Below are 25,794 nucleotides of genomic sequence, written 5' to 3'. Positions count from 1 at the left end.
GGGAATTGTGGGGTTGGCAAGAGGTTGGCGTTACAGTTTGGCATCACCGCTTTGGGCCCGAAACACGCGTACTCATCTCTGCCTGTCTCCTCAACTGCAAGACCGATTAGCGCCACAAATTCTTCCTCGGACTGGCGTTCTGTGGCAGACTGGCACTTTCAAGGCGCAGGAGGGATCGGAAAATGAACGGGTTTGGGTCGCCGAAGAAAACACGGGAGTTTCACAACCACCACTTTGACTCCTCCATGTGGAACGATTTCGAATTTCGTAATGACGATATCATCATCGCTACCTATGCAAAGTCTGGAACGACTTGGGTTCAGCAAATCGTCGCTCAGCTGATATTCAACGGCGCTGAAGACCTCGACGTCGCCGAGATGTCGCCGTGGCTTGACCTTCGGGTCCCGCCCAAAGAGGTCAAGTTACCAGCAGTCGCGTCGCAAACGCACCGACGCTTCTTAAAAACGCATTTACCGGTGGATGCGCTCGTTTTCTCAGAACAAGCCAAATACATATACATTGGGCGCGATGGGCGTGACGTAGTATGGAGCTTTCACAACCATCATTCGAACGCGAATGACACTTGGTATGAAACTCTGAATGATACGCCCGGCCGGGTAGGCCCACCGATCGAACGACCAACACGAGATACCGTTCAATACTTCAGGGAATGGCTGGAGAAGGATGGTTACCCGATGTGGCCTTTCTGGGAAAATATTCGAACCTGGTGGGAGATTCGCGATCAGCCCAACGTGCAACTTATCCATTTCGAAGCGCTCAAACGCGACATGCCGGGGGAAATTCGCCGCATCGCAAATTTCCTGGACATCGAGATTGACGAAAGTCGTTGGGATGCGATCCTCACGCACTGTTCCTTTGACTACATGAAAGCACATGCAAGTAAATCCGTCCCTGGAGGCGGTATTTTTTGGGATGGCGGCGCAGAGACATTCATCCACCGCGGCGTGAACGGTCGTTGGCGTGAGATTCTCCCTGAAGAGGACAAAGCCCGCTATGAGGCCAGAGCCTTGGAGGAGCTCGGGCCGGAATGCAGCAGTTGGCTAGCCTTCGGAAAATAAGAGCATCACTGGCACCACCTCGTCGAAACCCACGAAAGGGCCATCATTGACGGAGGCCCAGAGAAGACAAACGATTACCCCTATGTTCCCAATTTCCTGATTGAGGCCCAATAACGCCTCAGCGAAGGTCGAGATTTGCGGAACAAATCAATTAATCCTAATACTTGAGTTGCTTAAGAAACGAAGGCGGGTATCTTGGTGCAACTTGGACACAAATGAGGTGGTCAGGGATGGGGTCATCTCGACTTAACAAAGGACTGCTGATCTGTGTACTGGTCGCTATGCTGCCGGGTTGTGGCAGCAAGGCCGAAGACCAAAAAGCTCTGGACGCCGAAACCAACGCGGTCACAAAATCCAATTCGTCCGTAACGACAGGGATTGATCCAGCCACCTATGCCGGTCGCTTTCAAATCAAGCTAACAAAAGAAGTACCCCTGCGCGACATTCCGGTTCCCTTTACCGTTTACGGCGGTCTAGAAGAATCCAGCCCAACCCGATTGCGGTTGAAGGCCTTCATGGATCTGCGTGGGCTACAGGAAAAGGCCCCTCAAATCCTGACTGGCCCTTTGGAAGAAACCTGCAAACGTCAGATTTACCTTGAGATCCGAGACGTTACCGCCATAGGTGACACCGTAAAGGTCGAAGGTTCCGCCCGCGCGCAGTTTACAAGGTGCAACCGGCGTGAAGAACCGGGCTTTCGTTATTTTGGAGCAACCGTGGACGCGGTCGCTGTCGCCAAGGCTGAGGTGAAAGGCCAATGCCTAACATTCAGCATTGAAAGCGCCGACCTCAGCCCGCGCGGGTTCATCGGCGCTGTTTCCAACCTCTTTGGTTTGACCAACCGCATCAACGACGCAGTTCTGGAAAAGGGTGGTGAGTTTCTGGCAGCCCATCCGGTTTGCCCGCCACTGCCCGACGAATTCTCTGTTCTCGAACCGGTCTACGAATCAGGAGGCACCCGCGAAATCGCTCCGGGCGGGATGGGGGCGGCTGTTGTCGGATCTGCCGATGTCAGCGCCGGGACAATCGTCAAAGTCCTGGGTGGGCTGAAGGAACTTGGCGTATTGGAGTTTGCTGAATGAGACACTGGTTGATTTTCCCGGTCTTAATGGCAGCCGTTCTGGACGCCCGGGCACCAAGCGCGCAACAAGTGGACTTTGTCGTCGACGCGACATTGCCAGTTCGTGATACAGAGCTGCCCTATACGCTTGATCTGAACCTCGCCGCTGTTGCGCCGACACGGATCGGGGTGGGCGCGCTTCTTGATCTGCGTGAAATACAGAAGACTGTGCCTGAGCGACTAGCTGACAACGCAATAGTCGACAATTGCGGCCTGCAAGTCCGGCTGGATGACTTGAGTTTTGGGGCCCAAGGCGATGCGATTGATCTGGATGGGGATGTAACCATCACGATCTTTGAATGCAGCCGAACCAGTGAGCGCAATTTTCAACGGGGTGAGCAAAAAAAGGCTATCCTGGCGAACATGTCCACCGAAGCGACAGTCGAACTGCGTGACAATTGTGCCTATTTCAAACTCATTGATCTTACACTGACGGCCCCCGAAGAACAGCGAGAGCAACTTCTGGATGATGATACGCTGGACTCTGTAAAGGAACTGATGCTGGCCGCTGTAGATCTTGTATTGAACGATACCCCTTTGTGTCCGAAGTTACCGGCAGAACTCGCGTCACTTGACCCGGTTTATGACAATGGCGGACCCAAAGAGATCGGAGAAGGTGGGCTTGGTGTCTTCCTTGAAGGATCGGTGGATGTCAGCCCTTCGACCATTCTCGATATTCTGACGGTCCTTCAACGGCAAGAACTGATCCCCGGCCCGCCGTAACTGCAAGGTGATCCTTGTCGTTGAGAAAACCACCTTGGACTTCTGAACTGACAACTGGTTCGCCAAAACAAAACGCCGCGGTGCTCGTGGCATCGCGGCGCTAAAATCTTGCTGAAGTAGCTATCAGCTCTGCTTTGTAACCTGCGTGAAGTCCAACTCGACCGGGGTCTCCCGACCAAAGATCGAGACCGAAACTTTCAGCTTCTGGGCTTCGTCGTCGACACCCTCGACCATGCCGTCGAAATCCTCGAACGGGCCGTCGTTGACCTTGACCTTCTCGCCCACTTCGAAGGTGATCATCAGCTTGGGCGCTTCTTCACCTTCCTGAACGCGGTTGAGGATTTGATTCACTTCGGCATCGCGCATCGGCATCGGGCGGCCTTGCGGACCCAGAAAGCCGGTGACGCGGTTGATCGAGTTCACAAGGTGATAACCCTGATCGGACATTTCCATATGCACCAGCACATAGCCGGGCATAAAGCGGCGTTCGGTCGTGACCTTCTTGCCCCGGCGCACTTCGATCACCTCTTCGGTGGGCACCAGAACTTCGTCGATATCGTCCTCAAGGCCCTGCTCGGCCACCGACGTGCGGATCTGCTCTGCGATCTTCTTTTCGAAATTCGAAAGAACGCTGACCGAGTACCACCGTTTCGCCATGAACCTGTCGTCCTTGTTTGCCTTCGGTGCGCTGGCAATGCCGCAAGCACCGTCATTGAAATTCTGTCACGTCACCCGGAATAAAAAGCGGCGCGCAGCCCGAATCGCCGCACGCCCATTCCGAATAGTACCGCGTCAACTACTCTGACATTGCGCGCTGTGCAAGGGGGCAGTGGCGTTTCAGCCCGCCCAAACCAGTTTAACTGAATGCACCCAGGATCAGTTGCAATCCGCCGCGAATGCCCAGATCAACCAACGCAAAGAACACGGCAGTCAGCGCCGCCATGATGAACACCATGACCGTGGTCAGCAGCACCTCACGCCGGGTCGGCCAGACGACCTTTGCAACTTCGGCGCGGACCTGCTGAATGAACTGGATCGGATTCATAGTTGCCATTTGGCTTGGTTCTCTCTGCTAGCGGATGAGCCGGACATAACCGGGCATTGCGGCAATTTCAAGAGCGCTTGATTGCCATGTGTCAGGGCTTGGGCTTGTCGTCCCATTCATCACTCAGGATGCGCCGAGAGTCACCCTCGGGGTCGTCATATTGGTTCGAGCGGACGGTATACACAAAGGCCACAAGTCCAACCCCGCCCAAAAACAGGGAAATCGGAATCAGATAGGCCAAAACTTCCATAGCAGCTACCTCAGACGCAGGGCGTTCAGGGACACGGTGATGGACGAGGTCGACATCGCCAGCGCCGCAATCAGAGGCGTGGCAAGCCCAGCCACCGCCAACGGCACCGCGATGATATTGTAAACGGTGGCAATACGAAAGTTCTCGCGAATCCGTTTGGTCGCCTTCACGGCCGTATCACAGGCATCGGCAATTGGGGCCAGATCATTACCCAACAGCACGATATCCGAGGCCACCCGCGCCGCGTCCAGCGCCGATGCGGGCGAGATCGACACATGCGCCGCTGCCAACGCGGCGGTATCGTTCAGACCGTCGCCGACCATTAGAACATGTCGGCCCTGATCGCTCAGCTCCTGCACACGCGCGGCTTTTTCTTGCGGCAAAGCCTGCGCGACCCAGTGTTCGATCCCCAACTTTTCAGCCAGCGCCTGAACCGCGCCTTCTGTGTCACCCGAAATCAGGATGACCTCTTTGCCTGCGTCGCGGAAGGCTTGAACCGCCTCGGCCGCGCCGGGGCGCAGACTGTCCGAATACTGGAAGCACACAGGCGCCTGCCCTGCGACGGACAACCATGCTGCGGTCTGATCACCCTCTTGCGCACCCGTCCACGCTGCCCGGCCCAAACGCACGCGCTGATCTCGATAGGTGCCTTCGGTGCCGTAACCCGGAACTTCGGTGATATCTTTAAGACGGGCCGGTTTGACCCCCGCATCGCGTGCCGCGGTGGTCAATGCAACGGACAGCGGGTGCGAGGAGGCCTCGGACAGCGCCAAGGCCACTTCAAGGTTTGTGCGGGCATGATCGCCCAGGTTGATCAGTTCGGGCGTGCCCGAGGTCAGCGTACCGGTTTTGTCGAACACCACCGTATCCACCTCGGCCAGACGTTCCAGGGCTGTGGAATGTTTGATCAGCATCCCCTTGCGGAACAATCGCCCCGAGGCTGCCGTTGTCACCGCAGGCACCGCCAGTCCCAGCGCACAGGGGCAGGTGATGATCAACACCGCAGCTGCAATGTTCAGCGCGGTGCGGATATCGCCGGAATAGATGTACCAACCGAGAAAGCTGAGTGCCGCTAGGATGTGTACACCCGGCGCATAAAGCTTGGCTGCCTTGTCCGCCAACGAGGTATAGCGCGACCGGCCCGATTCAGCGATGGCGACCAGATCGGCCATACGATGCAGCGACGTATCCTCACCCACCGCTGTCGCCCGAATGGTCAGGGGGCCAGTCAGATTAACCTCACCAGCGCTGACCGCCATACCCACTTGCGCAAAAACAGGCAGGGTTTCCCCGGTCAACAGGGACCGATCAAGCTCTGACTGCCCCGACACAATTTCGCCATCCACCGGCATACGCCCACCGGGCCGGACAAGGATCAGATCGCCAACTGCAAGGGTGGCTACAGCCACTTCTTCCTCGACACCGTCGACCAGGCGGATAGCACGCGGTACTTCTAGTGCGGTCAGTTCTTCGGCCGCGGATCGGGCGGCATCGCGGGTGCGGTAATCCAGATACCGCCCTGCCAGCAGGAAGAAGGTCAGCGTCAGCGCGGCATCGAAATAAGCGTGTTTGCCGCTGAGCGCGGTTTCCCAAAGCGATGTGATCAGCGCCAGCAGGATGGCTAAAACAATCGGAACATCCATGTTCAGGCGTTTGACCCGCAGGGCGCTCCAGGCGTTGGCAAAAAAGGGCTGCGCCGAAAAGGCTATGGCTGGCAACGCAATGGCCGCGGAAATCCAGTGGAACATATCGCGCGTGGCATCCGATGCGCCCGACCAGACCGACACCGACAGCAGCATCACGTTCATCGAAGCGAAACCGGCCACCGCCAGCCGCATCAACAGATCGCGACCGGCCTTATTGGCCCGCGTCGCTGACAACGAACCTGGGTCCAGCTCGTGCGCTTCATAGCCCGCCCGTTCCAATACAGGAATAAGATCGGCTGCACGCAGATCAGGCGACGCTTTGACCATCGCCCGCTTGAGTGTCAGGTTCACCCGCGCGTCCTCGACCCCCGGATAGGCGTTCAGTTCCCGTTCGACCGTGGCAATACAAGCCGAGCAATGAATGCCCGGCAACGATAACGCAATCTGAGCATCCTGTGGGATGGGCCGCGCCGGTTCCGCCGGGCTGGCGATACAACCGGGGCAGGCCGCAGTGCCGGATGTGAACTGCGTCGTCATCCCATCACCCTTTTACGTACAACGGCACACGCTGGGCAAACTCTGCACCCGCGCTATCCTTGGCAACCAGCCGTATGTTCCAGTTGCCTTTGCCCAACGATACCGGCGTTGCATAGGCCTGACCGTCAAAGATAAATTCGGGCGAGAAATCATCTTCGACATGGGTGGCGCGACCCACAACCGCCTGCAACTCGGCCACTTCGACCGGAGCTCCGGTTTTGTCAGTGATATGCAGGATCAACAAGCCGCCAGACATTTCGGCACGAATGGTCCAGCCCAGAGCCTGATGTTCCTTCAGACGGTCGTTGAACTCCTGACTGGCGACATAAGAGTTTTTGACCTCAAGCCCCGGAAAGGTTTTGACCGCGCTATAGGCCAGTACGAGGTTTACGGCGATAATCACGCCAAACGCGGCGACGAAAATGGCCAGAGCGTGCTTACCGGTAAATTGACGCTCGGCCATACTAGTTCCCTCGTCCGTTGAAAGTGGTGTCTTTATAGGCACGTTCACCGCTTTCCAGATCCTCGACCCAGATGCGCACCGAAGTTGCATCCGCAGCCGCCGGCCCGGTGTCGCCCGCAGAAACGATGTAGACGCGGGTCAATTGTGCCGTATCTGCCGTGACATTGACAATCTCACCTTCGACGCCCTCGATCTGAATCTGCAAGGCAGGATCACCCGCCAGGGACAATTGGAACGCCCGGTCCTCACCATGCTTGTTACGCAGGCGCACATCATAGGTATTGCGGATTGTTCCGTCGGACAAAGTGACAAAGGTCGGGTTGCGCACGGGCGCCACGGTCAGATCAATATCGGACCGGATAAACAGTGCAAACAACAGCGCAAGGCCAACCAGGGCCCACAAAGCCGTATACAGGATCGTCCGCGGACGCAGGATGTGTTTCCAGACGTTGATGGGTTGCTCGCCTGCCCGTTCATGAGCTTCGTCGCTCAGCGCCATATAGTCGATCAGGCCACGCGGCTTGCCGATCTTGGCCATCATGTCATCGCAAGCGTCGATGCACAGCGCGCAGGTGATGCATTCCATCTGCTGCCCGTCGCGGATGTCGATCCCAACCGGGCAAACATTCACGCAAGCCATGCAGTCGATGCAGTCGCCCAGCTCGGAATCGGTAGTACGCTTACCCTTGCCGCGCGGTTCACCCCGCCATTCGCGGTACCCGACGACCAGAGTGTCCTCATCCATCATAGCGGCCTGAATACGTGGCCACGGGCAAGCATAAATGCAAATCTGCTCGCGGGCGAAGCCGCCGAAAAAGAACGTCGTACCTGTTAAGATCAGGACCGTTGTATAGGCAACCGGATGAGCGTTTCCAGTGACCAGATCCCGCATCAGCGTAGGGGCATCGGCAAAATAGAACACCCAGGCCCCGCCGGTTGCCAGACCGATCAGAAACCACGCCGTCCATTTCGTGATACGCAGGCGCGCCTTGCGCAAATCCAGCTTTTCCTGCCGGTGCAGTCGCAATCGGGCGTTGCGATCGCCTTCGATCCAGCGCTCAACCAGAATGAACAAGTCCGTCCACACCGTCTGCGGGCAAGCATAGCCACACCACACGCGCCCCAACGCAGAGGTAAACAGAAACAGGCCCAGACCGGCCATGATCAACAGGCCTGCCACGAAATAAAATTCATGCGGCCAGATTTCGATCCAGAAAAAGTAAAAACGCCGGTTCGCCAGATCCAGCAGCACCGCCTGATCCGGCAGGCTTGGGCCGCGGTCCCATCTGATCCAGGGCGTTACATAATAGATGCCAAGCGTAACCGCGAGGATGATCCATTTCAGGTTTCGAAATGGCCCGGACACGCGCCGGGGAAAGATCGGCTCCCTTGCAGCGTAAAGGCTGGGGGCAGGGTCGGAATCGCTCACAAGCAGGCTCCAGATGTGGCTGTCTTTTAGGCGTCTTTTTCCAGATCACAAAAGCAGTCACTTTGACATGGGTCAAAAGCGCATCACGCAGACACCTTTTGTCACACCATACCAGCTTGCCGCCTGAGCCAGCTAACAAAAATTTTGACAGCCGGGCGCAGTGGCGCATCCCCTGTAACAATGTGGTATCCACGCGCGCCAGGTTCGCGAAACAACTCGATGATGCGACCCGCCTGAATATCAGCTTCGACAAAATGTCGCGCCGTGAATGTCACACCCTGACCAGCGCGCAGCCCCTCAAGCACCAGATTGCCGGGCAACAAGATTCGCCCAGCCCGCGGGCCGTGTTCAACCCCGCGGCGGGCCAGCCACGATGTTGCCTCTGTAGTTCCAAGCTCTTCCAACCAAGGCAGTTGGCTAAGCTCATCCGGAGTAATGGTTTCCCGGCCTCCCAGTAGCGACGGCGCAGCAACTATCACGATCGGACTTTGCAACAGAGGCTCTGCATTCACCCCCTGCCAGTATCCATCCCCGTATCGGATCGCCACATCCACACCACCCGGACGCAAACTGGCAAGGTCAGGCGAAGGGTCCAGCGCCAAGGGTATATCAGGATACTCGGCCTGAAACGCCGGCAAGCGGGGCATCAGCCAGGACACGGCAAAAGATGCCGTCAAGGATACATGAACCGGGCGATCTTCGGCGATATGCGTCAGATCCGCTACGGCTGCCCCGATCGCGCCAAAACCCAGATGTAAGGCGCGGGCCAGCCTTTCACCCTCGACCGTCAACGTCATGGACTTACCGCTGCGGTCCAGCAGGGTCACCCCAAGGTGTTTTTCCAAGGCGCGCAATTGCTGGCTGATGGCAGCGTGGCTGACATTTAACAGGACCCCGGCCTGCACCACATTTCCTGCTTCCGCAAAGGCATGAAAAGCCTTCAGCGATGCAAGGGGTGGCATTGTCATCCAATTCATATGTAAGCCTAGGTTACATTACTCAATGGCAATTGAGTCGCATATTCCTCGCAAAACATCAATCCTGAGTGCAATCAGACCCAACTTAAGGAGAGATCAGATGCTATCGATTCTTGCACGTACATTCATGGTCGCCACCCACACGGATGGGCTAACGACACCGCAAAACCGCGAACACCGCCCCGAGGGCAATTGGTGGAGGAGAACCACGCGCGTCACACGTTCCCGTGCGAAATGACGGGCCCTCTGGACCCGATCAAAACAGAGAACTAATCTGAACTTGTAGCACCGGCTGTTCAGGAAACGCGCGAACAGATGGAACAGCCGGTGCCTAACCTTCGGGCGGCGAACCGTCCGAAGGTATTCTTTTGCCGTTACTGACCGCCACCCAATTGGTGGACATAAGCTGTGACCGCGCGAATCTGCGCGTCGGTCAGACGGTTTTCCCAGGATGGCATCACGCCAAAGCGGCTGTTGGTGACCGTTTCGGTCAAAGCCTCTTCGCTGCCGCCATAAAGCCAGATTGCATCGGTCAGGTTCGGTGCGCCCTGAGTGATATCACCGGTGCCGTCTTCGCCATGACATACTGCGCAGTTGTCCTCGAAAACAACTTTGCCCGCCTGCGCCGCCGCATCATCAGTCTGAGCGTTGGTCAGCGACATGACATACTGCACCACCTGAGTGATTTCGTCCTGTTCCAGAATCTCGCCAAAGGCCGGCATCTCAGAATAGCGCGCATCGTCGCTTTCTTCATTGCGAATACCATAGGCAACGGTCATCTCGATATCCTCGAGCGACCCTCCCCACAGCCAGGCATCGTCCAGCAAGTTCGGGAAACCCGGCGCACCCTGCGCGCCCGAGCCGTGACACTGCGCACACCAGGTACGGAACACCGCACCGCCTGCGTTCACCGCGTATTGCTGCAACTCGGCATCTTTCGAGATATCCTCCAGCGGCGTTTCAATCAGCTTAGTATTCCACGGCGCATTGGCCTCCTCGAACGAGATCATCTCTTCCTGCACAAGTGCTCGGGAAGACCATCCCATGACACCAGCCGTTGCAGACCGAACCAACGGCCAAGCCGGATACATGATCGTATAGATCACGCCCCAAACAATGGTTGCGTACAAGACCCACAGCCACCAGCGGGGCATCGGATTGTCAAATTCCTCAATTCCGTCCCAGCTGTGGCCGGTGGTATTCGGATCACCCGGCTGTTTTTCAGGTGTTTTGCTCATTTCCTCGCCTCCTTGACTTCGGCGGGTTTATCTTGATGCCGGAAAGGGATGTTGGCGGTATCCTTGTATTCTTTGCTGGCACCGGGGCGGAAAACCCAGATCACGATGCCTACAAAGAAGGCAAACAGCACAAGTAACATCCAGCTATCCGCGAACTGCCGTAAGAGAGTATATTCTTCCATCACACTCTCCTGTTATCGGCTTGCGTCCGGGGTGAAGGTCGAGAAATCAACCAACGTGCCCAGCATCTGAAGGTAAGCAACGAGCGCATCCATCTCGGTCAACTCAGATTGACCATCGAAATTGCGGACATTGACCTTGTCGCCATAGCGTTCCAGCAATCCGTCATAGTCGCTGTCCGGATCCGCCTGCGCCCGGAAATCCGCCTGTGCCTGCTCGAGCATCTCGTCTGTGTACGGCGTGCCGACCACAGAATTGGCAGCCATGACATCACCGATATACTTACCGTCGATCTTCCGATGCTCGAGGAAGCCATATTTCGGCATCACCGATTCAGGCACCACCGATTGCGGATCACGCAGGTGGTCCACCTGCCACTGGTCCGAATAACGGCCACCGACACGAGCGATATCTGGCCCGGTACGCTTGGAGCCCCACTGGAATGGGTGATCATACATCGATTCAGCCGCCAGCGAGTAGTGACCATAGCGTTCAACTTCGTCCCGCATCGGGCGGATCATCTGACTGTGGCAGACATAGCACCCTTCGCGGATGTAGATGTCACGCCCGGCCAATTCGAGGGGGGTGTATGGGCGCATGCCCTCTACCTTCTCGATGGTGTTCTCAAGATAGAACAGCGGGGTGATTTGTACGATGCCACCGATGGTAACGACCAGAAAGCTGAAGATCAGCAGGAGGGTCGCGTTGGTCTCGAGGATCTTATGTTTGTCGAGAATTGCCATTGCTCCGGCCCTCCTTATTCAGCCGGGACCGCGACGGACAGGCTGGCCTCTTTGGCCGGCGCTTTCCGTACAGTCATCCACAGGTTGTAGCACATGATCAGCGAGCCAGCGACGAACATCACGCCACCCAAAGCACGCACCACATACATCGGGAACTTGGCAGCCACGGTGTCGGCGAACGAGTTCACCAGGAAGCCGTTGGCATCCACTTCGCGCCACATCAGACCTTCCATGATGCCGGTGACCCACATCGACGCGGCGTAAAGCACGATGCCGATGGTAGCGAGCCAGAAGTGCCAGCTGACCATCTGCAGCGAATACAGACGCTCACGCTTCCACAGGACAGGCACCAAGAAGTACAGCGCACCAAAAGTGATCATGCCGTTCCAGCCCAGCGCGCCCGAATGCACGTGACCGATGGTCCAGTCGGTGTAGTGCGACAGCGAGTTCACTGCACGGATCGACATCATCGGGCCTTCAAAGGTGGACATTCCATAGAAGCCGACCGAGATCACCATCATCCGAATAACCGGATCAGTGCGCAGCTTGTCCCATGCACCCGACAGGGTCATCAGACCGTTGATCATTCCACCCCAGGACGGCATCCACAGCACGATCGAGAACACCATGCCCAGCGTCGAGGCCCAGTCAGGCAGCGCGGTATAATGCAGGTGGTGCGGACCGGCCCAGATATACAGGAAGATCAGAGCCCAGAAGTGGATGATTGACAGTTTATAGCTGAATACCGGACGCTCGGCCTGTTTCGGGATGAAGTAATACATCATTCCCAGGAAACCCGCAGTCAAGAAGAAGCCCACAGCATTGTGGCCGTACCACCACTGGATCATGGCATCCTGCACACCAGACCAGACTATAACCGATTTCGAACCCCAGATGCTGACCGGGATGGTCATGTTGTTGACCAGATGCAGCATGGCGACAGTCACGATGAACGCGAGATAGAACCAGTTCGCCACATAGATGTGGGGTTCCTTCCGCCTGACGATCGTTCCAAGGAAAACGGCCAGATAGGCAACCCACACAATGGTCAGCCAAAGGTCAACATACCATTCAGGCTCGGCATATTCTTTGGACTGAGTGCCACCCAGAACGTAGCCGGTCGCTGCCAGTACAATGAACAGCTGATAGCCCCAGAACACGAACCACGCCAGATTGCCGCCCCAAAGGCGCGCGGCGCTGGTGCGCTGTACCACATAGAACGAGGTTGCGATCAAGGCGTTACCGCCAAAGGCAAAGATCACCGCCGATGTGTGCAGCGGACGCAAACGACCAAAGTTCAGATAGCCCTGCGCCCATTCGAAGTTCAGCGCTGGAAAAGCCAGCTGAAACGCGATGAAAGTCCCTGCAAGGAACCCGACCACGCCCCAAAAGGCAGTTGCGATCACGCCATAGCGGATCACGCCATCCATGTATTCACCCGAACGGTCTACAAGAATATCTGGCTCGTCGGTGTTTCTAAGCGTCCAGATGAACAAACCACCGGCGATCAGCATCACCAGAATCGAATGCACCTGATACGCCAAATCGCGTGCATAGTTGGACCCGATCGCAGTGAACACCACAACCAGACCAAGCACGATCAGCTTGATGTAATTTGACATATTGCGTCCCTTTGCCATGCCCCACGTGATTCTTGTATATCGCAGGACCCTTTTGACTGGTTGCCGTTTTGTCGAACGGCGGCCAGAATTACTTTGATCTGTGTCAAGACAATACACTGATTTCTGTGACAATCGTAAACTGACAACTGGGCCATAGGGCCGCAGGTACATGAGCCTGAAAGACAAGAGGTCAAAATGGCATACAAATCTCTTCTCACGGTGATGACAGACACGAACCACAGTGACGCGCCTCTGGCCCAGATGGCCGCTCTGACTGCTTCGCAAGACGCGCATGCCGAGGCTTTGTGTCTGGGCGTCGACCGCAGCCAGACGGGATATTACTACGCCGGCGCAAACGCCCTGATACTTCAGGAAACACTGAGCCGCGCGAATGCCGAAGCCGAAGAGGTACTGGCCTATGCCAAAGACTATCTGGGCAAGACTGGAATCCGCTGGTCCGCCGAAAGCGGTGTTGCCCAGATCTCGGATATCGGGCGCCACGTGGCGCACCGCGCGCGGTTTTCCGATCTTGTCATTCTCCCGCAACCTTACGGACCTGACCGCGACGCCGAGGCCGAACCCATTGTCGAAGCTGCCATGTTCGAAGGTCACGCGCCTGTTCTAGTCGTTCCTGACGATGCAACCCCGTTCGCACGACCGGGCAACATCCTGATCGGCTGGAACGAGAGCGTCGAGGCCATGCGGGCCATCCGCCGCGCCCTGCCGTTTCTGACGCAAGCCGATCTGGTGCGCATCGTCGTGATTGATCCGCCGCGCCACGGCCCCGACCGCTCGGACCCTGGTGGGATGCTGTCGCAGATGCTGGCCCGCCATGGCGTGAAATGCGAAATCGACGTGCTGAGCAAGACCATGACGCGGGTATCCGATATCCTGAACCGCCACGCCGCAGATACCGAGGCAGACATGATCGTGATGGGGGCCTATGGGCACTCGCGGTTCCGCGAAGCCATTTTGGGCGGCGCGACACGGAACATGTTGGAACAAGCCACAGTACCGGTGTTCCTGGCTCACTAGTATAGGCCGTTACAGAAAACCGCCCCCTGGGGCGGTTTTTACTTTTTCACCAATCCGATCAGGAACAGCAGGATGATCGCGCCGATGGTGGCAAAGAAAATAGATGAAAAGACACCACCGCCCACAGCAAAGCCCAGCGCGGGAAAGATCAGACCGGCCAGAAACGCGCCGACGATGCCGACGATGATATTGCCCATCAGGCCAAAGCCGCGGCCTTCCATGATCTTGCCCGACAGCCACCCGGCGATCGCGCCGATGAACAGCATCGCCAGAATGCTACTGAATCCCATGACTTACTCCTGAGGTCTGCTTCAAATGACCCCAGTTAAACATGGCCAGCCGATCCAGTCACGCTGCAAGCGTGTCAGACCAGAAAACCTCCATCCGAGTCGTCGCCTGCCTCTTCCATCAGGCGGCCCATATCCGGAATCGTCACGTGGCGTTTGCCTTCCAACGTGATGACCTGATCCTTTTTCAGGGCCGAGATCTGCCGACTGACTGTTTCCAGCGTCAGCCCAAGGTAGTCCGCCATCGCCTCGCGGGTTAGCGGAAGGTCAAACACGATCGGCCCCGTGTTTCCCTTTTGATTGATCGACGCATCGCGCCGGGCGATAATCGACAGCAGGCTGGCAATCTTTTCTCGCGCAGTCTTGCGCCCCAGCACCAACATCCACTCGCGCGCGGCGTCCAGCTCGTCCAGCGTCATTTGCAACAGCCGGTGTGCAATATGCGGGGTATTGCTCATCAAGTCTTCGAACGGCTTCTTGCGAAAACAACACATGACCAGATCGGTTGTTGCCAGCACATCATATGGCGCAGAATCGCGGCCTGGCCGCCCGACGAAATCACTGGGCAGCAAAAGGCCGACCATTTGGGTGCGACCGTCTTCCATTGTCTGGGTCAGCGAGGCGATGCCTGACACGACAGAGCCCACAAAATTCATCTGATCCCCCGACCAGATGATCGTCTGACCCGCCTCAAAACTGCGATAGTATTTGATGCCTTCAAGCTCTACCAGCTCGTTCGCATCACAGTGGGCGCATACTGCACGATGCCGGATGGGGCAATCTCCGCAGTTTGTATGGTCGAATTTGAGTATCGGTGTCATGCACGTTTCCACTTGATCTCGGTCAAAGCATCTAGACGGTCCGTCCCTTAAAGCTATCGCCATGATAGTGAAACCACAATTGGCCAAGCTTGGACTATTTGACGCGAAAGTCCCGCGTTATACAAGCTATCCCACCGCCCCCCACTTCAGCAATGACGTGGGGTCAAGCCTTTATTCCGACTGGATTTCCGGCCTGAAGCCGGGCAGCGAGGTGTCGTTGTACATCCATGTCCCGTTCTGCCGCAGGCTGTGCTGGTTCTGCGCCTGCCGCACGCAAGGCACCCAAACCGACAACCCGGTGATTGCCTATGTGGACGTTCTGAAAGCCGAGCTTGACCTGCTGGCTGAACGCCTGCCCGAGGGAATTACCCTGTCGCGCCTGCATTGGGGTGGCGGCACGCCAACCCTGTTGAACCCGGATCTGATGCGGGATCTGGCCGCGCGGATTCTGGATGTTGTACCGCTGGGTCCGAATGCCGAGTTCTCGGTCGAGATCGACCCAAACGAGATTGATGAGGCCCGTCTGGACGCATTGGCCGAGGCCGGGATGAACCGCGCCTCAATCGGGGTGCAGGATTTCGACGACGAAATTCAGAAGACCATCGGGCGTATCCAAAGCTATGACGTCACACGCAAAGCCGTGGACATGATCCGCGCCCGTGGGATCAGCAGCCTGAATGCGGATATCCTGTATGGCCTGCCGCACCAGACCAAATTGCGGATGACGGAAAGCGTGCAGAAACTTCTGTCGCTCAGCCCGGATCGTGTCGCGCTATACGGTTATGCCCATGTGCCATGGATGGCCAAGCGGCAGCAACTGATCCCCTCAGATGCCCTGCCGACCCCCGAAGAACGTCTTGATCTGTTCGACACCGCCCGCCGCCTGTTCATGTGGGATGACTATGCCGAGATCGGCATTGACCATTTCGCCACGCAGGATGACGGCCTGACCCATGCGCTCAAGGCCGGGCGGTTAAAGCGGAACTTCCAGGGCTATACCGACGATCAGGCCGAGGTTCTGATCGGGGTTGGTGCCAGCTCTATCTCGCGCTTTCCGCAAGGCTATGCCCAGAATGCGCCCGCAACATCTGCCCATACCAAGGCGATTCGCGAAGGGCGGTTCTCGACCTCACGCGGGCACTTGTTCAAAGGGCAGGACGTTCTGCGCGCCCGGCTGATCGAAGCGTTGATGTGCGATTTCCAGATCAATACAGCCGAGGTTCTGTGCAATCACGACATCACTGGGCCAGAGTTGCAGGCTATGTATCAGGCTGCCAATACAGCCTTTGACGGCCTGCTGCGGATCACCGAAGATGGCTTGTTCATCCCGCCCGAGGCCCGGCCGCTGACCCGCATGATTGCCCGCAGCTTTGACGCCTATGACCTGAGCTTGGCCGGCCACAGTTCGGCAATCTGACATCAAGGCAGGTCAGGGCTTGACGCGGCGGGTCGGTTTTTTCCACACTTGCAGGGCGGGCGGAACCCGCCCGCACCCGAGGCAGGCCCAATACCAGACAGTTCGCGCCAACGCATTTGCGTAAGGCTATCCCTTTCGTGCAGCCGATCTGCAATTTGAAAGAGGGACAGCACCCATGCGCGTTTTCACCGTCCTCGGCCCCAGCCAATCGGGCAAAACCACTCTGGTCGAGGCCATCAGCCGCCTCGACGGCCGGTCCACCACATTCGACGTATCCGGAACCGTGCATTTGCACGGTTTTTCTTATTTAGACGAACCCTGGTGCGCCATTGATGTCGATGGCGGCGGCGATAATCTGGCCTATGTCGGCCCTGCCATGGCAATCTCGGACGCCGCCGTGGTGGTCGTGCCGCCCGACCCGCTGGCCGCCGTTCTGTGCGCCCCATATCTGCGACTGGTCGAAGAGGCTGGCATTCCCTGCTTCTTGTTCATCAACCGTATGGACAACCCCAATGGCCGGATTCGCGACATCATTGCGGCGTTGCAGACCTATTGCACCCACCACATCGCTCTACGTCAGGTGCCGATCCGCGAGGGCGACACGATCGTCGGTGCGGTTGATCTGATCTCGGAGCGGGCCTGGAAATATCAGGAAGGCCAGCCCTCAGCCCTGATCGAATTGCCGCAATCGGTCGAGGACCGCGAACAGGAGGCCCGCACGGAATTGTTGGAAACCTTGTCAGATTTCGACGACAACTTGCTTGAGCAACTGATCGAAGACAAGCAACCGCCCAGCGCCGAGGTTTACGATCTGGCCGCACAAGTGCTGCAGAACCACCAGCTGATACCCGCCTGTTTGGGCGCGGCCAGCCATGGAAACGGGCTGACTCGTTTGATGAAAGCCCTGCGGCACGAGGCCCCGGAGTTTGACATAGCCGCCGGGCGCGACGAAGCGGCAGAAAACGCCCGCGCGATCGCTGGCTTCGCGGATGTAAAAAAACATATCGGCAAGATCGTCGTTCTGCGCGGGCTGGGCGCAGGTGTGAAAGCGCATGAGAATCTGGGCGGCGAAACCGTCGGCAACCTGACTACGCTGGACGCCAAGACACAGATTGCCGAGCTACCAGCTGGGCAAATTGGGCTCGCCGTGAAATCCGATCACCTAAATCCCGGCAATCTCTATGACAGTTCTTCGGCGACCCCTCTGCCCGAATGGGCCGGCTCGCACCCGGCAGCGCATCGTCAGATCGTGTCGCCCACCCATGAGCGAGACGACGTGCGCCTGTCTAACGCACTGACCCGTCTGGTCGAGATCGACCCCGGCCTGCATTTGGAACAGGACGAACTTAGCGGTCATGCAATTCTGGGTTCACAAGGTCCGCAACACATGCGTCGTGTCACCGCCAAACTAGATGAGGATTTCGGGATCGAGATTACTGCCGACGCGGTCGAGACCGCTTATCGCGAAACCATTCGCGCACCCGTCGAACACCGTCACCGCCACCGCAAACAATCTGGTGGGGCTGGACAGTTCGCAGACGTAGTAATCTCGGTTGCGCCAATGCCGCGGGGTTCGGGGTTCCAGTTCGAGGAAATCGTAAAGGGGGGCGCGGTGCCCAAGAACTATATTCCATCGGTCGAGCACGGCGCCAAGGATGCGTTGGTGCAGGGGCCCGAGGGCTTTCCGGTGGTTGATGTGAAAGTTACGCTTAGCGATGGCAAGCACCACAACGTGGACAGCTCGGACTATGCCTTCCGTACCGCAGGCAAGAATGCTGTGCGTGAGGCCCTGCCACAGGCCAAACCAGTGGTCCTGCAGCCGATCCTGAGTGCCGAAATCCACCTGCCGTCGGATTTTGTAGGCGATCTGGTTCCGACCATAAGTTCGCTGCAAGGCCAGGTTCTGGGCTTTGAAGGCAATCCCAACGCCTCAGGCTGGGAGATCTTCAACGCCCAATTGCCCGCCGTGGCCGAGGACGAGTTGCACCGAACCCTCGCCAGTGCCACACGCGGCACCGGTTGGGTCAAGCTGAGCTTTGATCACTATGAAGAGCTGCGCGGACCACTTCCGAAAAGTTCAGCGCGCGAGGCCGCCAACGCACAGTGAAATTCTCAAAAAACCTCTGACCGGCACCCCGGTCAGAGAATACACAGGAGGGCCGCCCCGCATTTCAGGTTTGTTATTTAAAGAGGAGCCGCAGTTATGGCGTATTCAACAACCGTCCTGACGACATTTGTAGTCGCGGCCATTTTTCTGGCTGCCGGGGAAAGCCTTGCCAAGGGGAAACCCAAAGGCGCAAAACGCACTGACCCACAAACGATAGCTCAGCTCTATTCCGGCAAGACAACAAATTGGAGACTTGGAGGGTCGTTCTATTGGGCTCCTAACGGCACCTTACAGGGGATAGGGCAAAAAGAAGGCGCCGTTGGCATTGGGCGATGGTACGTCACAAACAGAGGTAAACTGTGTAACGAGACTGACTGGTACTGGTTCGAAAACGGGGCGAGGCAATACAAACGTTTCGAAGAATGTTGGGAGTTTGTGACAGCCCCGGACGGAACAATCTGGGAGAGGTTTATCCCTGAGAAGTCAAACTGGTATCGCCACAGTATCCGTTCGCAAGTCAGAGGCAACCCGCACCAAAGAAAGTTCAACAAATTGAAGAAAGATCTGGGTCTATAACCCTTTGCCGCGCGGGTAGGAACTCACCCTACCCCGCTGCCGCAATCAGTTCACGGGTATAATCTGTCTGAGCATTTTCGAACAAATCTTCAGCCGCACCCATTTCGATGACATCTCCGTTCCGCATGACAATCACATTGTGAGACATCGCCCGGACCACCTTCAGGTCGTGGCTGATGAACAGATAGGCCAGCCCGTATTTCCGCTGAAGATTGCGCAAAAGATCAACGATCTGCACCTGCACCGTCATGTCCAGCGCGCTGGTCGGTTCGTCCAGTACCAGTAGCTTGGGCCGCAACACCATGGCGCGCGCTATCGCGATACGCTGACGCTGTCCGCCCGAGAATTCATGCGGGTATCGGTCCATTGCCGCCGGGTCCAACCCCACTTCGGTCATCACCTCGGCCACCAATTCGCGCGGGGCACGGTGGGGGTCGACCTTATGGATCGCCAAGCCCTCGGCAATGATCTGCATGCAGGTCATCCGCGGGCTAAGGCTGCCAAACGGGTCCTGGAACACGATCTGCATGTCTTTGCGCAACCGCCGCAACTCTCGCGTGGACCAGCGGCGCACGTCCTGTTCGCGGAAAGTGATGGCGCCTTCGGACGCAATCAGGCGCATGATCGCCAGCGCCAGCGTCGTCTTACCAGACCCGCTTTCACCGACAATGCCTACCGTCTCGCCCGCGCGCACGCTAAGCGTGGCGTCGTTCACTGCCTTCACATGGCCCACGGTCCGTTTCAAAAACCCGCGCTGGATCGGGAACCAGACCTTCAGGTGATCGGTACGGGCGACCTCTTCGGCCTCGGGGGCGACGGGGTCGGGATGACCCGAGGGCTCGGCCCCCAGCAGTTTCTGCGTATAGGGGTGCTGCGGGTTGTTGAAGATCTCGGCAGTGGCGCCGGTCTCGACGATCTCACCATCCTTCATCACGCAAACCCGGTCGGCGATGCGCCGCACAATTCCCAGATCATGGGTGATGAACAGCATCCCCATATTCTCTGACTTTTGCAGCTCGGCCAACAACTCCAGAATCTGAGCCTGAATGGTCACGTCCAGGGCAGTTGTCGGTTCATCCGCGATCAGAATGTCGGGCTTGTTGGCCAGCGCCATTGCGATCATGACCCGCTGCCGCTGCCCGCCGGACAACTGGTGTGGATAGCTGTCCAACCGATCCTGCGGATCACGAATCCCCACCTTGGTCAGCAGTTCGACAATACGTGTGCGTGCCGCATCTCCGCTCAGACCCTGGTGCAGGGCCAGCGATTCTGCCATCTGCTTTTGGATTGTGTGCAGCGGGTTCAACGAGGTCATCGGCTCTTGAAAAATAAAGCTGATATCATTGCCGCGCACGTCCATCAGCTTGTCTTGCGAGGCGCCGATCATCTCATCACCGTCATAGGTGACCGAACCTTCGACGATAGCACTGTCCCCCAGCAACGACACGGTGGACAATGCCGTAACCGACTTGCCTGATCCGGATTCCCCCACAAGTGCGACGGTTTCCCCCCGGTCCACGGTGAACGAAACACCTTTGACCGCCGCGCTCACCTGCCCGTCCTGCTTGAACGAGACCTTGAGATTTTTCACATCCAAAAGGCTCATGAGAAGGTCTTTCTGGGGTCAAACGCATCGCGAACGCCTTCAAAGATGAAGACCAGCAGCGACAACATGATGGCAAAGGTGAAGAACGCAGTGAAGGCCAGCCAAGGTGCCTGCAGGTTCTGTTTCGCCTGCAAGGTCAATTCCCCCAGCGACGGCGCCGAAGACGGCAAGCCAAAGCCCAAGAAATCCAGCGAGGCCAATCCGCCAATGGTGCCAGTGACGATGAAGGGCATGAATGTCAGCGTCGCAACCATCGCGTTGGGCAGCATGTGGCGGAACATGATCGTCATGTTGCCCACGCCCAACGCCCGTGCCGCGCGGACATATTCCAGATTGCGCGCGCGCAGGAATTCGGCCCGGACAACGCCGACTAATCCGGTCCAACTGAACAGGATCATCAACGCCACCAGCAGCCAGAAACTTCGACCCAGAATGGCGAACATGATGATGATCACGTACAGCGAAGGGGTGGCCGACCAGATCTCGATGATGCGCTGAAAGACCAAATCCAACCAGCCGCCGAAAAAGCCCTGAATTGCACCGGCGAAAATGCCAATCAGGCTGGCGGCCCCTGTGACCATCAATGTGAACAGGATCGACAAGCGGAAGCCATAGATGACCCGAGCCAACACATCGCGCTTGGTGTCATCGGTTCCCAACAGGTTCTGCCCATTGGGCGGCAGCGGTGCGGCCCCCGGACGATCCACACTGGTGTTGAAGGAATATGGAATCAGCGGCCAGATCGCCCAACCGCGTTCAAACCCCTCGGCCTGAAAGGTCCCGTCTTTGATTTCGTCAATGATCCCTTCTGGATCGTCGAAACACTCCTCAAGCCCGCCGCTGTCGATCAGACACTGCACCTCGGGATCGCGATAGATTGCTTCGGTTTGGAAATCCCCGCCGAATTCAGTTTCCGGGTAAAAATTGAAGATCGGCGTGTAAAACTCACCCCGGTATTTCACCAGGATCGGCTTGTCGTTCGCGATGAACTCGGCAAACAGCGAGATACCGAACAGTACCGAGAAGATGATCAGCGACCAAAAAGCCCGGCCATTGCGCCGGAAATTACGCCACCGGCGCTGATTGAGGGGGGAAAGCGCCATTTACCCCTCCCGCTTTTCGAAATCGATGCGCGGGTCAACCAGCACATACATCAGATCGCTGACGATACCGACGACAAGACCCATCAGGCCAAAGATGAACAGCGTGCCAAAGATCACCGGGTAGTCGCGTGCGACTGCTGCCTCGAACCCCAGACGGCCCAGACCATCGAGTGAGAAGATCGTCTCGATAATGATCGAACTTCCGAAGAAGACGCCAATGAACACCGCCGGAAAGCCTGCGATCACGATCAGCATGGCATTGCGGAACACGTGGCCATACAGCACCCTGCCCTCGCTCAAACCTTTTGCGCGAGCGGTCATGACATATTGCTTTTTGATCTCATCCAGAAACGAGTTTTTGGTCAGCAGCGTCAGCGTCGCAAAGGCGGAAATCGTCAGGGCAATGACCGGTAGTGTGATGTGCCAGAAATAATCCGCGATCTTGCCGATCAGGCTAAGGCTGTCCCAATTGTCCGAGGTCAGCCCCCGCAGCGGGAAGATTTGCCAGTAGGACCCACCGGCAAACAGCACCAGCAGCAGGATCGCAAACAGGAAGCCGGGAATGGCATAGGCCACAATGATGGTGCCACTGGTCCAGGTATCGAACTTTGAACCATCCTTGACCGCCTTGCGAATACCCAGCGGGATCGACACCAGATAGGCAATCAATGTGGACCACAGGCCCAGCGAGATTGAAACGGGCATTTTTTCCAGCACTAGATCAATCACGCTGATCGAGCGAAAATAACTCTCGCCGAAATCCAACGTCATGTAGTTGCCCAACATGTCAAGGAACCGTTCGACCGGAGGTTTGTCGAATCCAAATTCCTTTTCCAACTCTTCGATAAATTCGGGCGGCAATCCGCGCGCGCCGATATAACGGTCATTCACGCTGCTGGTTTGCTGCTCGATATCGCTGCCGCCGCCTGCGATGCCTTCGAACACGTCACCGCCCCCTTGCATCTGGGCGATCATCTGTTCAATCGGACCACCGGGGACAAACTGAACCAGCGTGAAATTGACGATCATGATCCCAAGCAATGTGGGGATGACCAGCAACAGGCGTCTTAGAATATATGCTCCCATGGGGGCGGATTACCTCAACGCGCCCGAGGATTTCAACTCGGCTTCTTTCTCGGCGTTGATCCACCACAGGTCTTCCACGCCCAACGCATAGGGTGGCAGGTTTTCCGGGTATTCGTACATGTCCCAATACGCGACCCAATATTTGCCCAGATACCATGTTGGAACCATGATCCGCTTAGCCCTCAGAACACGGTCCAACGCGCGGACATTGGCGAAAAGCTCCTCACTTTCGGTGGCGGCAACGATGTTGTCGATCAATGGTTCAATATCGGGACCATGCGCACCCGACGGGTTGAATACGGAATACGAGGCCGCCTCGGTCCCGAATTGCTGATACAGGCCAGTCGAAGGCTGCAGTGATTTCGGATACCCGCCGACGATCATGTCAAAATCCCGATCCCGGCGGCGTAGCGTGAACTGGGCATTGTCCACCCGGTTATACAGCGCGTCGATACCCATTGCCCGCAGGTTGTCGACAAAGGGCTGAACAATGCGGTCCAGCGTCGGCTGGTCCGACAAAAACTCGATCGACAACACTTCACCCTTGTCGTTCCGGCGAATGCCGTCATCACCAACCAGCCAACCGGCCTCGTCCAACAGCTTCATCGCCGCGCGCAGGTTGCGACGGTCGTTCTGACGCGCCGGGCGCGATTCATGGGCGCTGACCGGTTCCTCGGTTAGAACGTCCGGGTCCAACGCATCGCCGAGGCTTTGCAGCACCTCCAATTCACGCCCTTCGGGCAGGCCAGTCGCCTCAAGGTGCGTGCCTTCCCAGAACGAACTGCGCTGTTGGAACAACCCGTACTGCAGGCTTTCGTTGGTCCATTCGAAATTATAACCAAGCTGGATGGCTTCGCGAACACGCGGATCCTGCAACTGTGGGCGATCAAGATTCATGATGAAGCCCGACGCAGATGGCACGTTTCCATTCGCCAACTCGTCCCGAATGACTGAGCCGTTCGCAATGGCCGGAAAATCATAGGCGGTCGCCCAGCTTTTCGAGTTGTTTTCCTGCCGCAACGTGAACGTACCTGCCTTGAATCCCTCCATCGCGGCAATCGAGTCGCTGAAATACTCGATCCTGATGGTGTCATAGTTGTTGCGACCCACGTTTACGTTGACCTGATCGCCCCAATAATCGGGGTTGCGTTTGTAAACGATGCGCCGGTTGATGTCATAGCTGTCCAGAACATAGGGGGCCGAACCAACCCCCTGAACCAAACGCGGTTCATCCAGACGCCGATTTTCCGGGTCTGCTTCGAACCAGGCTTTGGAAAACACCGGCGTTCCGCCCACCTGCGAGATCAATGCCCGGCGCGAGATATCCGGTGCGAAATAGAATTTGACCCTATGTTCATCCAGTGCCTCGGCGCGTGGGATACGTTTGCGCACCGCATCTGCATAAGATTTCAGCCCCTGATCCAGCAGCAGATTGTGGGAAAACACAACATCCTCGGCTGTCACGGGGCTGCCGTCGGAAAACCGGGCCTCGGGCCGCATGTTGAAAATAACCCAATCCTGACTTTCGGGGTATTCTAGGCTTTCGGCCAGCAACCCGTAATAGGCCGCGGGCTCATCATAGGATGGAACCAGCAGGGTTTCATATTGGTCAGCAGACCGCGCACCCGCGCGCCCTTTCCGCGTAAACGGGTTCAAGCTAGAGAACGTGCCCTGCGCCGCATAAGATAGCTCTCCCCCGCGCGGGGCGTCGGGGTTCACATAGTCGAAATGAGCGAAACCTTCGGGGTATTTCAGATCGCCGAATTCCGAGAATCCGTGGCTTTTAATTATCTTTTCTTCCGCAAAAAGTTGAGCCGAGGTCAGCATGACCACAATCAACCCAAACATCAAAGCGTGCGACCAACCCTTAATATCCACCGAGCGCGCCTGTGCAGTAAGTCGATTGGATATCATTTTGCTCATCCTCTGGGTCGTTGTGTCTTTTATCTTGTTCGCGCCAGCTAAATGACCAGCACTGTCAGGTTCAAGTTTAGAATGCGTGAACACTTTGTGAAGTTTTTCTTAGGCAAAAAAAAGCCGCTGCGCGAGGCAGCGGCTTTGAAAATCATGCTTTGATCAAAGGATCAGTTGCCGATGGTCTGCAGATACGCGATCAGATCGGCGCGCTCTTGCGGTTTCTTCAGACCGGCAAAGCTCATCGAAGTACCCGAGATGTAAGCACTTGGGCGCTCGAGGAACGCATCCAGCGCTTCGGGAGTCCAATTGCCGCCATGGGCCTGCATCGAGGCTGAATAGCCGGTGAAGCCGTTGGCAGATGCAACCGGGCGATCTACGACACCGTACAAGTAGGGGCCGGTACCGTTTGCGCCGTCCTCCAGCTTGTGGCAGGCGGTGCATTTACGGAAGACACGGGCGCCTTTTTCCGGATCGGCGGCGGCCAGCATATCTTCGAAGACCACTTCTTCACCGTCGGCGCTTTCACCAGCGCTTTCGGTTTCGATAATGTAAGAGGCTGTCTCGCCATGCCCATCCGCATGGTAAAGAACTTCGGCACCCCATTTGGCCAGAAGAAGCACCAGGAAGGTGCCAAACAGGCCTGCGGCGGCCTTGGTAACTGTCATCGTGTCGAACATTGATCGCGAGTCCATTTCAGCTGTCTGCGGGGTGTCTAAGGCTTCCCCTTGCAAGAGGCAAGGTATAGACACCGCGACTAAACGCCCAATTGTAGAACTTGTTGCACGGA

General features: G+C 57.1%; 26 protein-coding genes. 8 read left to right on the top strand and 18 right to left on the bottom strand.

The window, feature by feature from the left end; all coding sequences use genetic code 11:
- Positions 1-182: 182 nt before the first annotated feature.
- The 3 genes from ACR0B8_RS18270 (at position 183) to ACR0B8_RS18260 (ending at position 2,922) form a co-directional block, all read left to right on the top strand.
- Positions 183-1,079, top strand: a complete 897-nt coding sequence (locus ACR0B8_RS18270; protein WP_170553010.1) for a sulfotransferase domain-containing protein — start codon at positions 183-185, stop codon at positions 1,077-1,079.
- A 230-nt stretch (positions 1,080-1,309) separates the two neighbouring features.
- Positions 1,310-2,161 carry a hypothetical protein gene (locus ACR0B8_RS18265; protein ID WP_170362288.1) on the top strand — a complete coding sequence of 284 codons (852 nt, stop codon included), beginning with the start codon at positions 1,310-1,312 and terminating at the stop codon, positions 2,159-2,161.
- Positions 2,158-2,922, top strand: coding sequence for a hypothetical protein (locus tag ACR0B8_RS18260; protein WP_170350968.1), 765 nt, complete (start codon positions 2,158-2,160; stop codon positions 2,920-2,922). Before ACR0B8_RS18265 ends, ACR0B8_RS18260 begins: the two co-directional genes overlap by 4 nt.
- A 123-nt stretch (positions 2,923-3,045) precedes the next feature.
- On the opposite strand, the gene nusG is transcribed toward ACR0B8_RS18260, so the two are convergent.
- The 7 genes from nusG to ACR0B8_RS18225 form a co-directional block, all read right to left on the bottom strand.
- Positions 3,046-3,579, bottom strand: coding sequence for a transcription termination/antitermination protein NusG (gene nusG / locus ACR0B8_RS18255; protein WP_010440977.1), 534 nt, complete (start codon positions 3,577-3,579; stop codon positions 3,046-3,048).
- Positions 3,580-3,778: 199 nt separating this feature from the next.
- Positions 3,779-3,976, bottom strand: coding sequence for a preprotein translocase subunit SecE (gene secE, locus ACR0B8_RS18250; protein ID WP_170350969.1), 198 nt, complete (start codon positions 3,974-3,976; stop codon positions 3,779-3,781).
- Between the two features lie 82 nt (positions 3,977-4,058).
- Positions 4,059-4,217: a cbb3-type cytochrome oxidase assembly protein CcoS gene (gene ccoS / locus ACR0B8_RS18245; RefSeq protein ID WP_170350970.1), complete on the bottom strand. Its 159-nt coding sequence runs from the start codon at positions 4,215-4,217 to the stop codon at positions 4,059-4,061.
- 5 nt (positions 4,218-4,222) lie between these two features.
- Positions 4,223-6,400 (bottom strand): cation-translocating P-type ATPase, encoded by a 2,178-nt coding sequence (locus ACR0B8_RS18240; protein ID WP_226689203.1) that lies wholly within the window; start codon positions 6,398-6,400, stop codon positions 4,223-4,225.
- Positions 6,401-6,404: 4 nt separating this feature from the next.
- Positions 6,405-6,863, bottom strand: a complete 459-nt coding sequence (locus tag ACR0B8_RS18235; protein WP_170350972.1) for a FixH family protein — start codon at positions 6,861-6,863, stop codon at positions 6,405-6,407.
- Position 6,864: 1 nt separating this feature from the next.
- Positions 6,865-8,292 (bottom strand): cytochrome c oxidase accessory protein CcoG, encoded by a 1,428-nt coding sequence (ccoG, locus tag ACR0B8_RS18230; RefSeq protein ID WP_170362291.1) that lies wholly within the window; start codon positions 8,290-8,292, stop codon positions 6,865-6,867.
- A gap of 101 nt (positions 8,293-8,393) precedes the next feature.
- Positions 8,394-9,269 (bottom strand): LysR family transcriptional regulator, encoded by an 876-nt coding sequence (locus ACR0B8_RS18225; RefSeq protein WP_226689204.1) that lies wholly within the window; start codon positions 9,267-9,269, stop codon positions 8,394-8,396.
- Between the two features lie 100 nt (positions 9,270-9,369).
- On the opposite strand from ACR0B8_RS18225, the gene ACR0B8_RS18220 reads away from it, so the two are divergent.
- Positions 9,370-9,507 carry a hypothetical protein gene (locus tag ACR0B8_RS18220; RefSeq protein WP_480659262.1) on the top strand — a complete coding sequence of 46 codons (138 nt, stop codon included), beginning with the start codon at positions 9,370-9,372 and terminating at the stop codon, positions 9,505-9,507.
- A 136-nt stretch (positions 9,508-9,643) separates the two neighbouring features.
- On the opposite strand, the gene ccoP is transcribed toward ACR0B8_RS18220, so the two are convergent.
- Genes ccoP through ccoN form a run of 4 tightly spaced genes read right to left on the bottom strand, consistent with a single transcriptional unit; the run spans position 9,644 to position 13,052 of the window.
- Positions 9,644-10,507, bottom strand: a complete 864-nt coding sequence (gene ccoP, locus ACR0B8_RS18215) for a cytochrome-c oxidase, cbb3-type subunit III (RefSeq protein WP_480659260.1) — start codon at positions 10,505-10,507, stop codon at positions 9,644-9,646.
- Positions 10,504-10,689, bottom strand: a complete 186-nt coding sequence (locus ACR0B8_RS18210) for a cbb3-type cytochrome c oxidase subunit 3 (protein ID WP_170350977.1) — start codon at positions 10,687-10,689, stop codon at positions 10,504-10,506. The genes ccoP and ACR0B8_RS18210 overlap by 4 nt, the downstream gene beginning before the upstream one ends.
- A gap of 12 nt (positions 10,690-10,701) precedes the next feature.
- Positions 10,702-11,430: a cytochrome-c oxidase, cbb3-type subunit II gene (gene ccoO / locus ACR0B8_RS18205; RefSeq protein WP_170350978.1), complete on the bottom strand. Its 729-nt coding sequence runs from the start codon at positions 11,428-11,430 to the stop codon at positions 10,702-10,704.
- A 14-nt stretch (positions 11,431-11,444) separates the two neighbouring features.
- Positions 11,445-13,052 carry a cytochrome-c oxidase, cbb3-type subunit I gene (ccoN, locus tag ACR0B8_RS18200; RefSeq protein ID WP_170398376.1) on the bottom strand — a complete coding sequence of 536 codons (1,608 nt, stop codon included), beginning with the start codon at positions 13,050-13,052 and terminating at the stop codon, positions 11,445-11,447.
- Positions 13,053-13,247: 195 nt separating this feature from the next.
- Between ccoN and ACR0B8_RS18195 the strand changes: the two genes are divergently transcribed.
- Positions 13,248-14,087, top strand: coding sequence for a universal stress protein (locus tag ACR0B8_RS18195; RefSeq protein ID WP_170350980.1), 840 nt, complete (start codon positions 13,248-13,250; stop codon positions 14,085-14,087).
- A gap of 38 nt (positions 14,088-14,125) precedes the next feature.
- Here the strand turns inward: ACR0B8_RS18195 and ACR0B8_RS18190 are convergent, their stop codons facing one another.
- Together ACR0B8_RS18190 and fnrL are read right to left on the bottom strand one after the other, a co-directional pair.
- Entirely contained in the window at positions 14,126-14,377 is a 252-nt protein-coding gene (locus ACR0B8_RS18190; protein ID WP_170350981.1) for a GlsB/YeaQ/YmgE family stress response membrane protein, read from the bottom strand.
- A 74-nt stretch (positions 14,378-14,451) separates the two neighbouring features.
- Positions 14,452-15,195, bottom strand: coding sequence for a transcriptional regulator FnrL (gene fnrL / locus ACR0B8_RS18185; protein ID WP_170350982.1), 744 nt, complete (start codon positions 15,193-15,195; stop codon positions 14,452-14,454).
- 61 nt (positions 15,196-15,256) lie between these two features.
- Here fnrL and hemN point away from each other — a divergent pair, with 61 nt between their 5' ends.
- From hemN to ACR0B8_RS18170, 3 genes are all read left to right on the top strand, one after another.
- The gene (gene hemN, locus ACR0B8_RS18180; RefSeq protein ID WP_170362294.1) at positions 15,257-16,612 is read left to right on the top strand and encodes an oxygen-independent coproporphyrinogen III oxidase; all 1,356 of its coding nucleotides are present in this window, start codon (positions 15,257-15,259) and stop codon (positions 16,610-16,612) included.
- Between the two features lie 175 nt (positions 16,613-16,787).
- A complete protein-coding gene (locus ACR0B8_RS18175; protein ID WP_226689205.1) occupies positions 16,788-18,719 on the top strand; it encodes an elongation factor G in 1,932 nt (643 codons plus the stop codon).
- A 96-nt stretch (positions 18,720-18,815) separates the two neighbouring features.
- Complete coding sequence (locus ACR0B8_RS18170) at positions 18,816-19,295, top strand: DUF995 domain-containing protein (protein WP_170350985.1); 480 nt, start codon at positions 18,816-18,818, stop codon at positions 19,293-19,295.
- A 28-nt stretch (positions 19,296-19,323) separates the two neighbouring features.
- On the opposite strand, the gene ACR0B8_RS18165 is transcribed toward ACR0B8_RS18170, so the two are convergent.
- The 5 genes from ACR0B8_RS18165 to ACR0B8_RS18145 all read right to left on the bottom strand — a co-directional run bounded on the left by ACR0B8_RS18165 (position 19,324) and on the right by ACR0B8_RS18145 (position 25,684).
- Complete coding sequence (locus ACR0B8_RS18165) at positions 19,324-20,901, bottom strand: ABC transporter ATP-binding protein (RefSeq protein WP_226689207.1); 1,578 nt, start codon at positions 20,899-20,901, stop codon at positions 19,324-19,326.
- Entirely contained in the window at positions 20,898-22,004 is a 1,107-nt protein-coding gene (locus ACR0B8_RS18160; RefSeq protein ID WP_170350987.1) for an ABC transporter permease, read from the bottom strand. The genes ACR0B8_RS18165 and ACR0B8_RS18160 overlap by 4 nt, the downstream gene beginning before the upstream one ends.
- Positions 22,005-23,090: a microcin C ABC transporter permease YejB gene (locus ACR0B8_RS18155; protein WP_170350988.1), complete on the bottom strand. Its 1,086-nt coding sequence runs from the start codon at positions 23,088-23,090 to the stop codon at positions 22,005-22,007.
- Between the two features lie 9 nt (positions 23,091-23,099).
- Positions 23,100-24,938 (bottom strand): extracellular solute-binding protein, encoded by a 1,839-nt coding sequence (locus tag ACR0B8_RS18150; RefSeq protein WP_413247487.1) that lies wholly within the window; start codon positions 24,936-24,938, stop codon positions 23,100-23,102.
- A 236-nt stretch (positions 24,939-25,174) separates the two neighbouring features.
- On the bottom strand, positions 25,175-25,684 hold the full coding sequence (locus tag ACR0B8_RS18145) for a c-type cytochrome (RefSeq protein ID WP_170351131.1): 510 nt from the start codon (positions 25,682-25,684) through the stop codon (positions 25,175-25,177).
- Positions 25,685-25,794: the final 110 nt, after the last annotated feature.

This window comes from Ruegeria sp. BH6 (genome assembly GCF_056538105.1).
The sequence above is the reverse complement of the archived record's forward strand: the minus strand, read 5'-3'. Positions and strand labels throughout refer to the sequence as shown.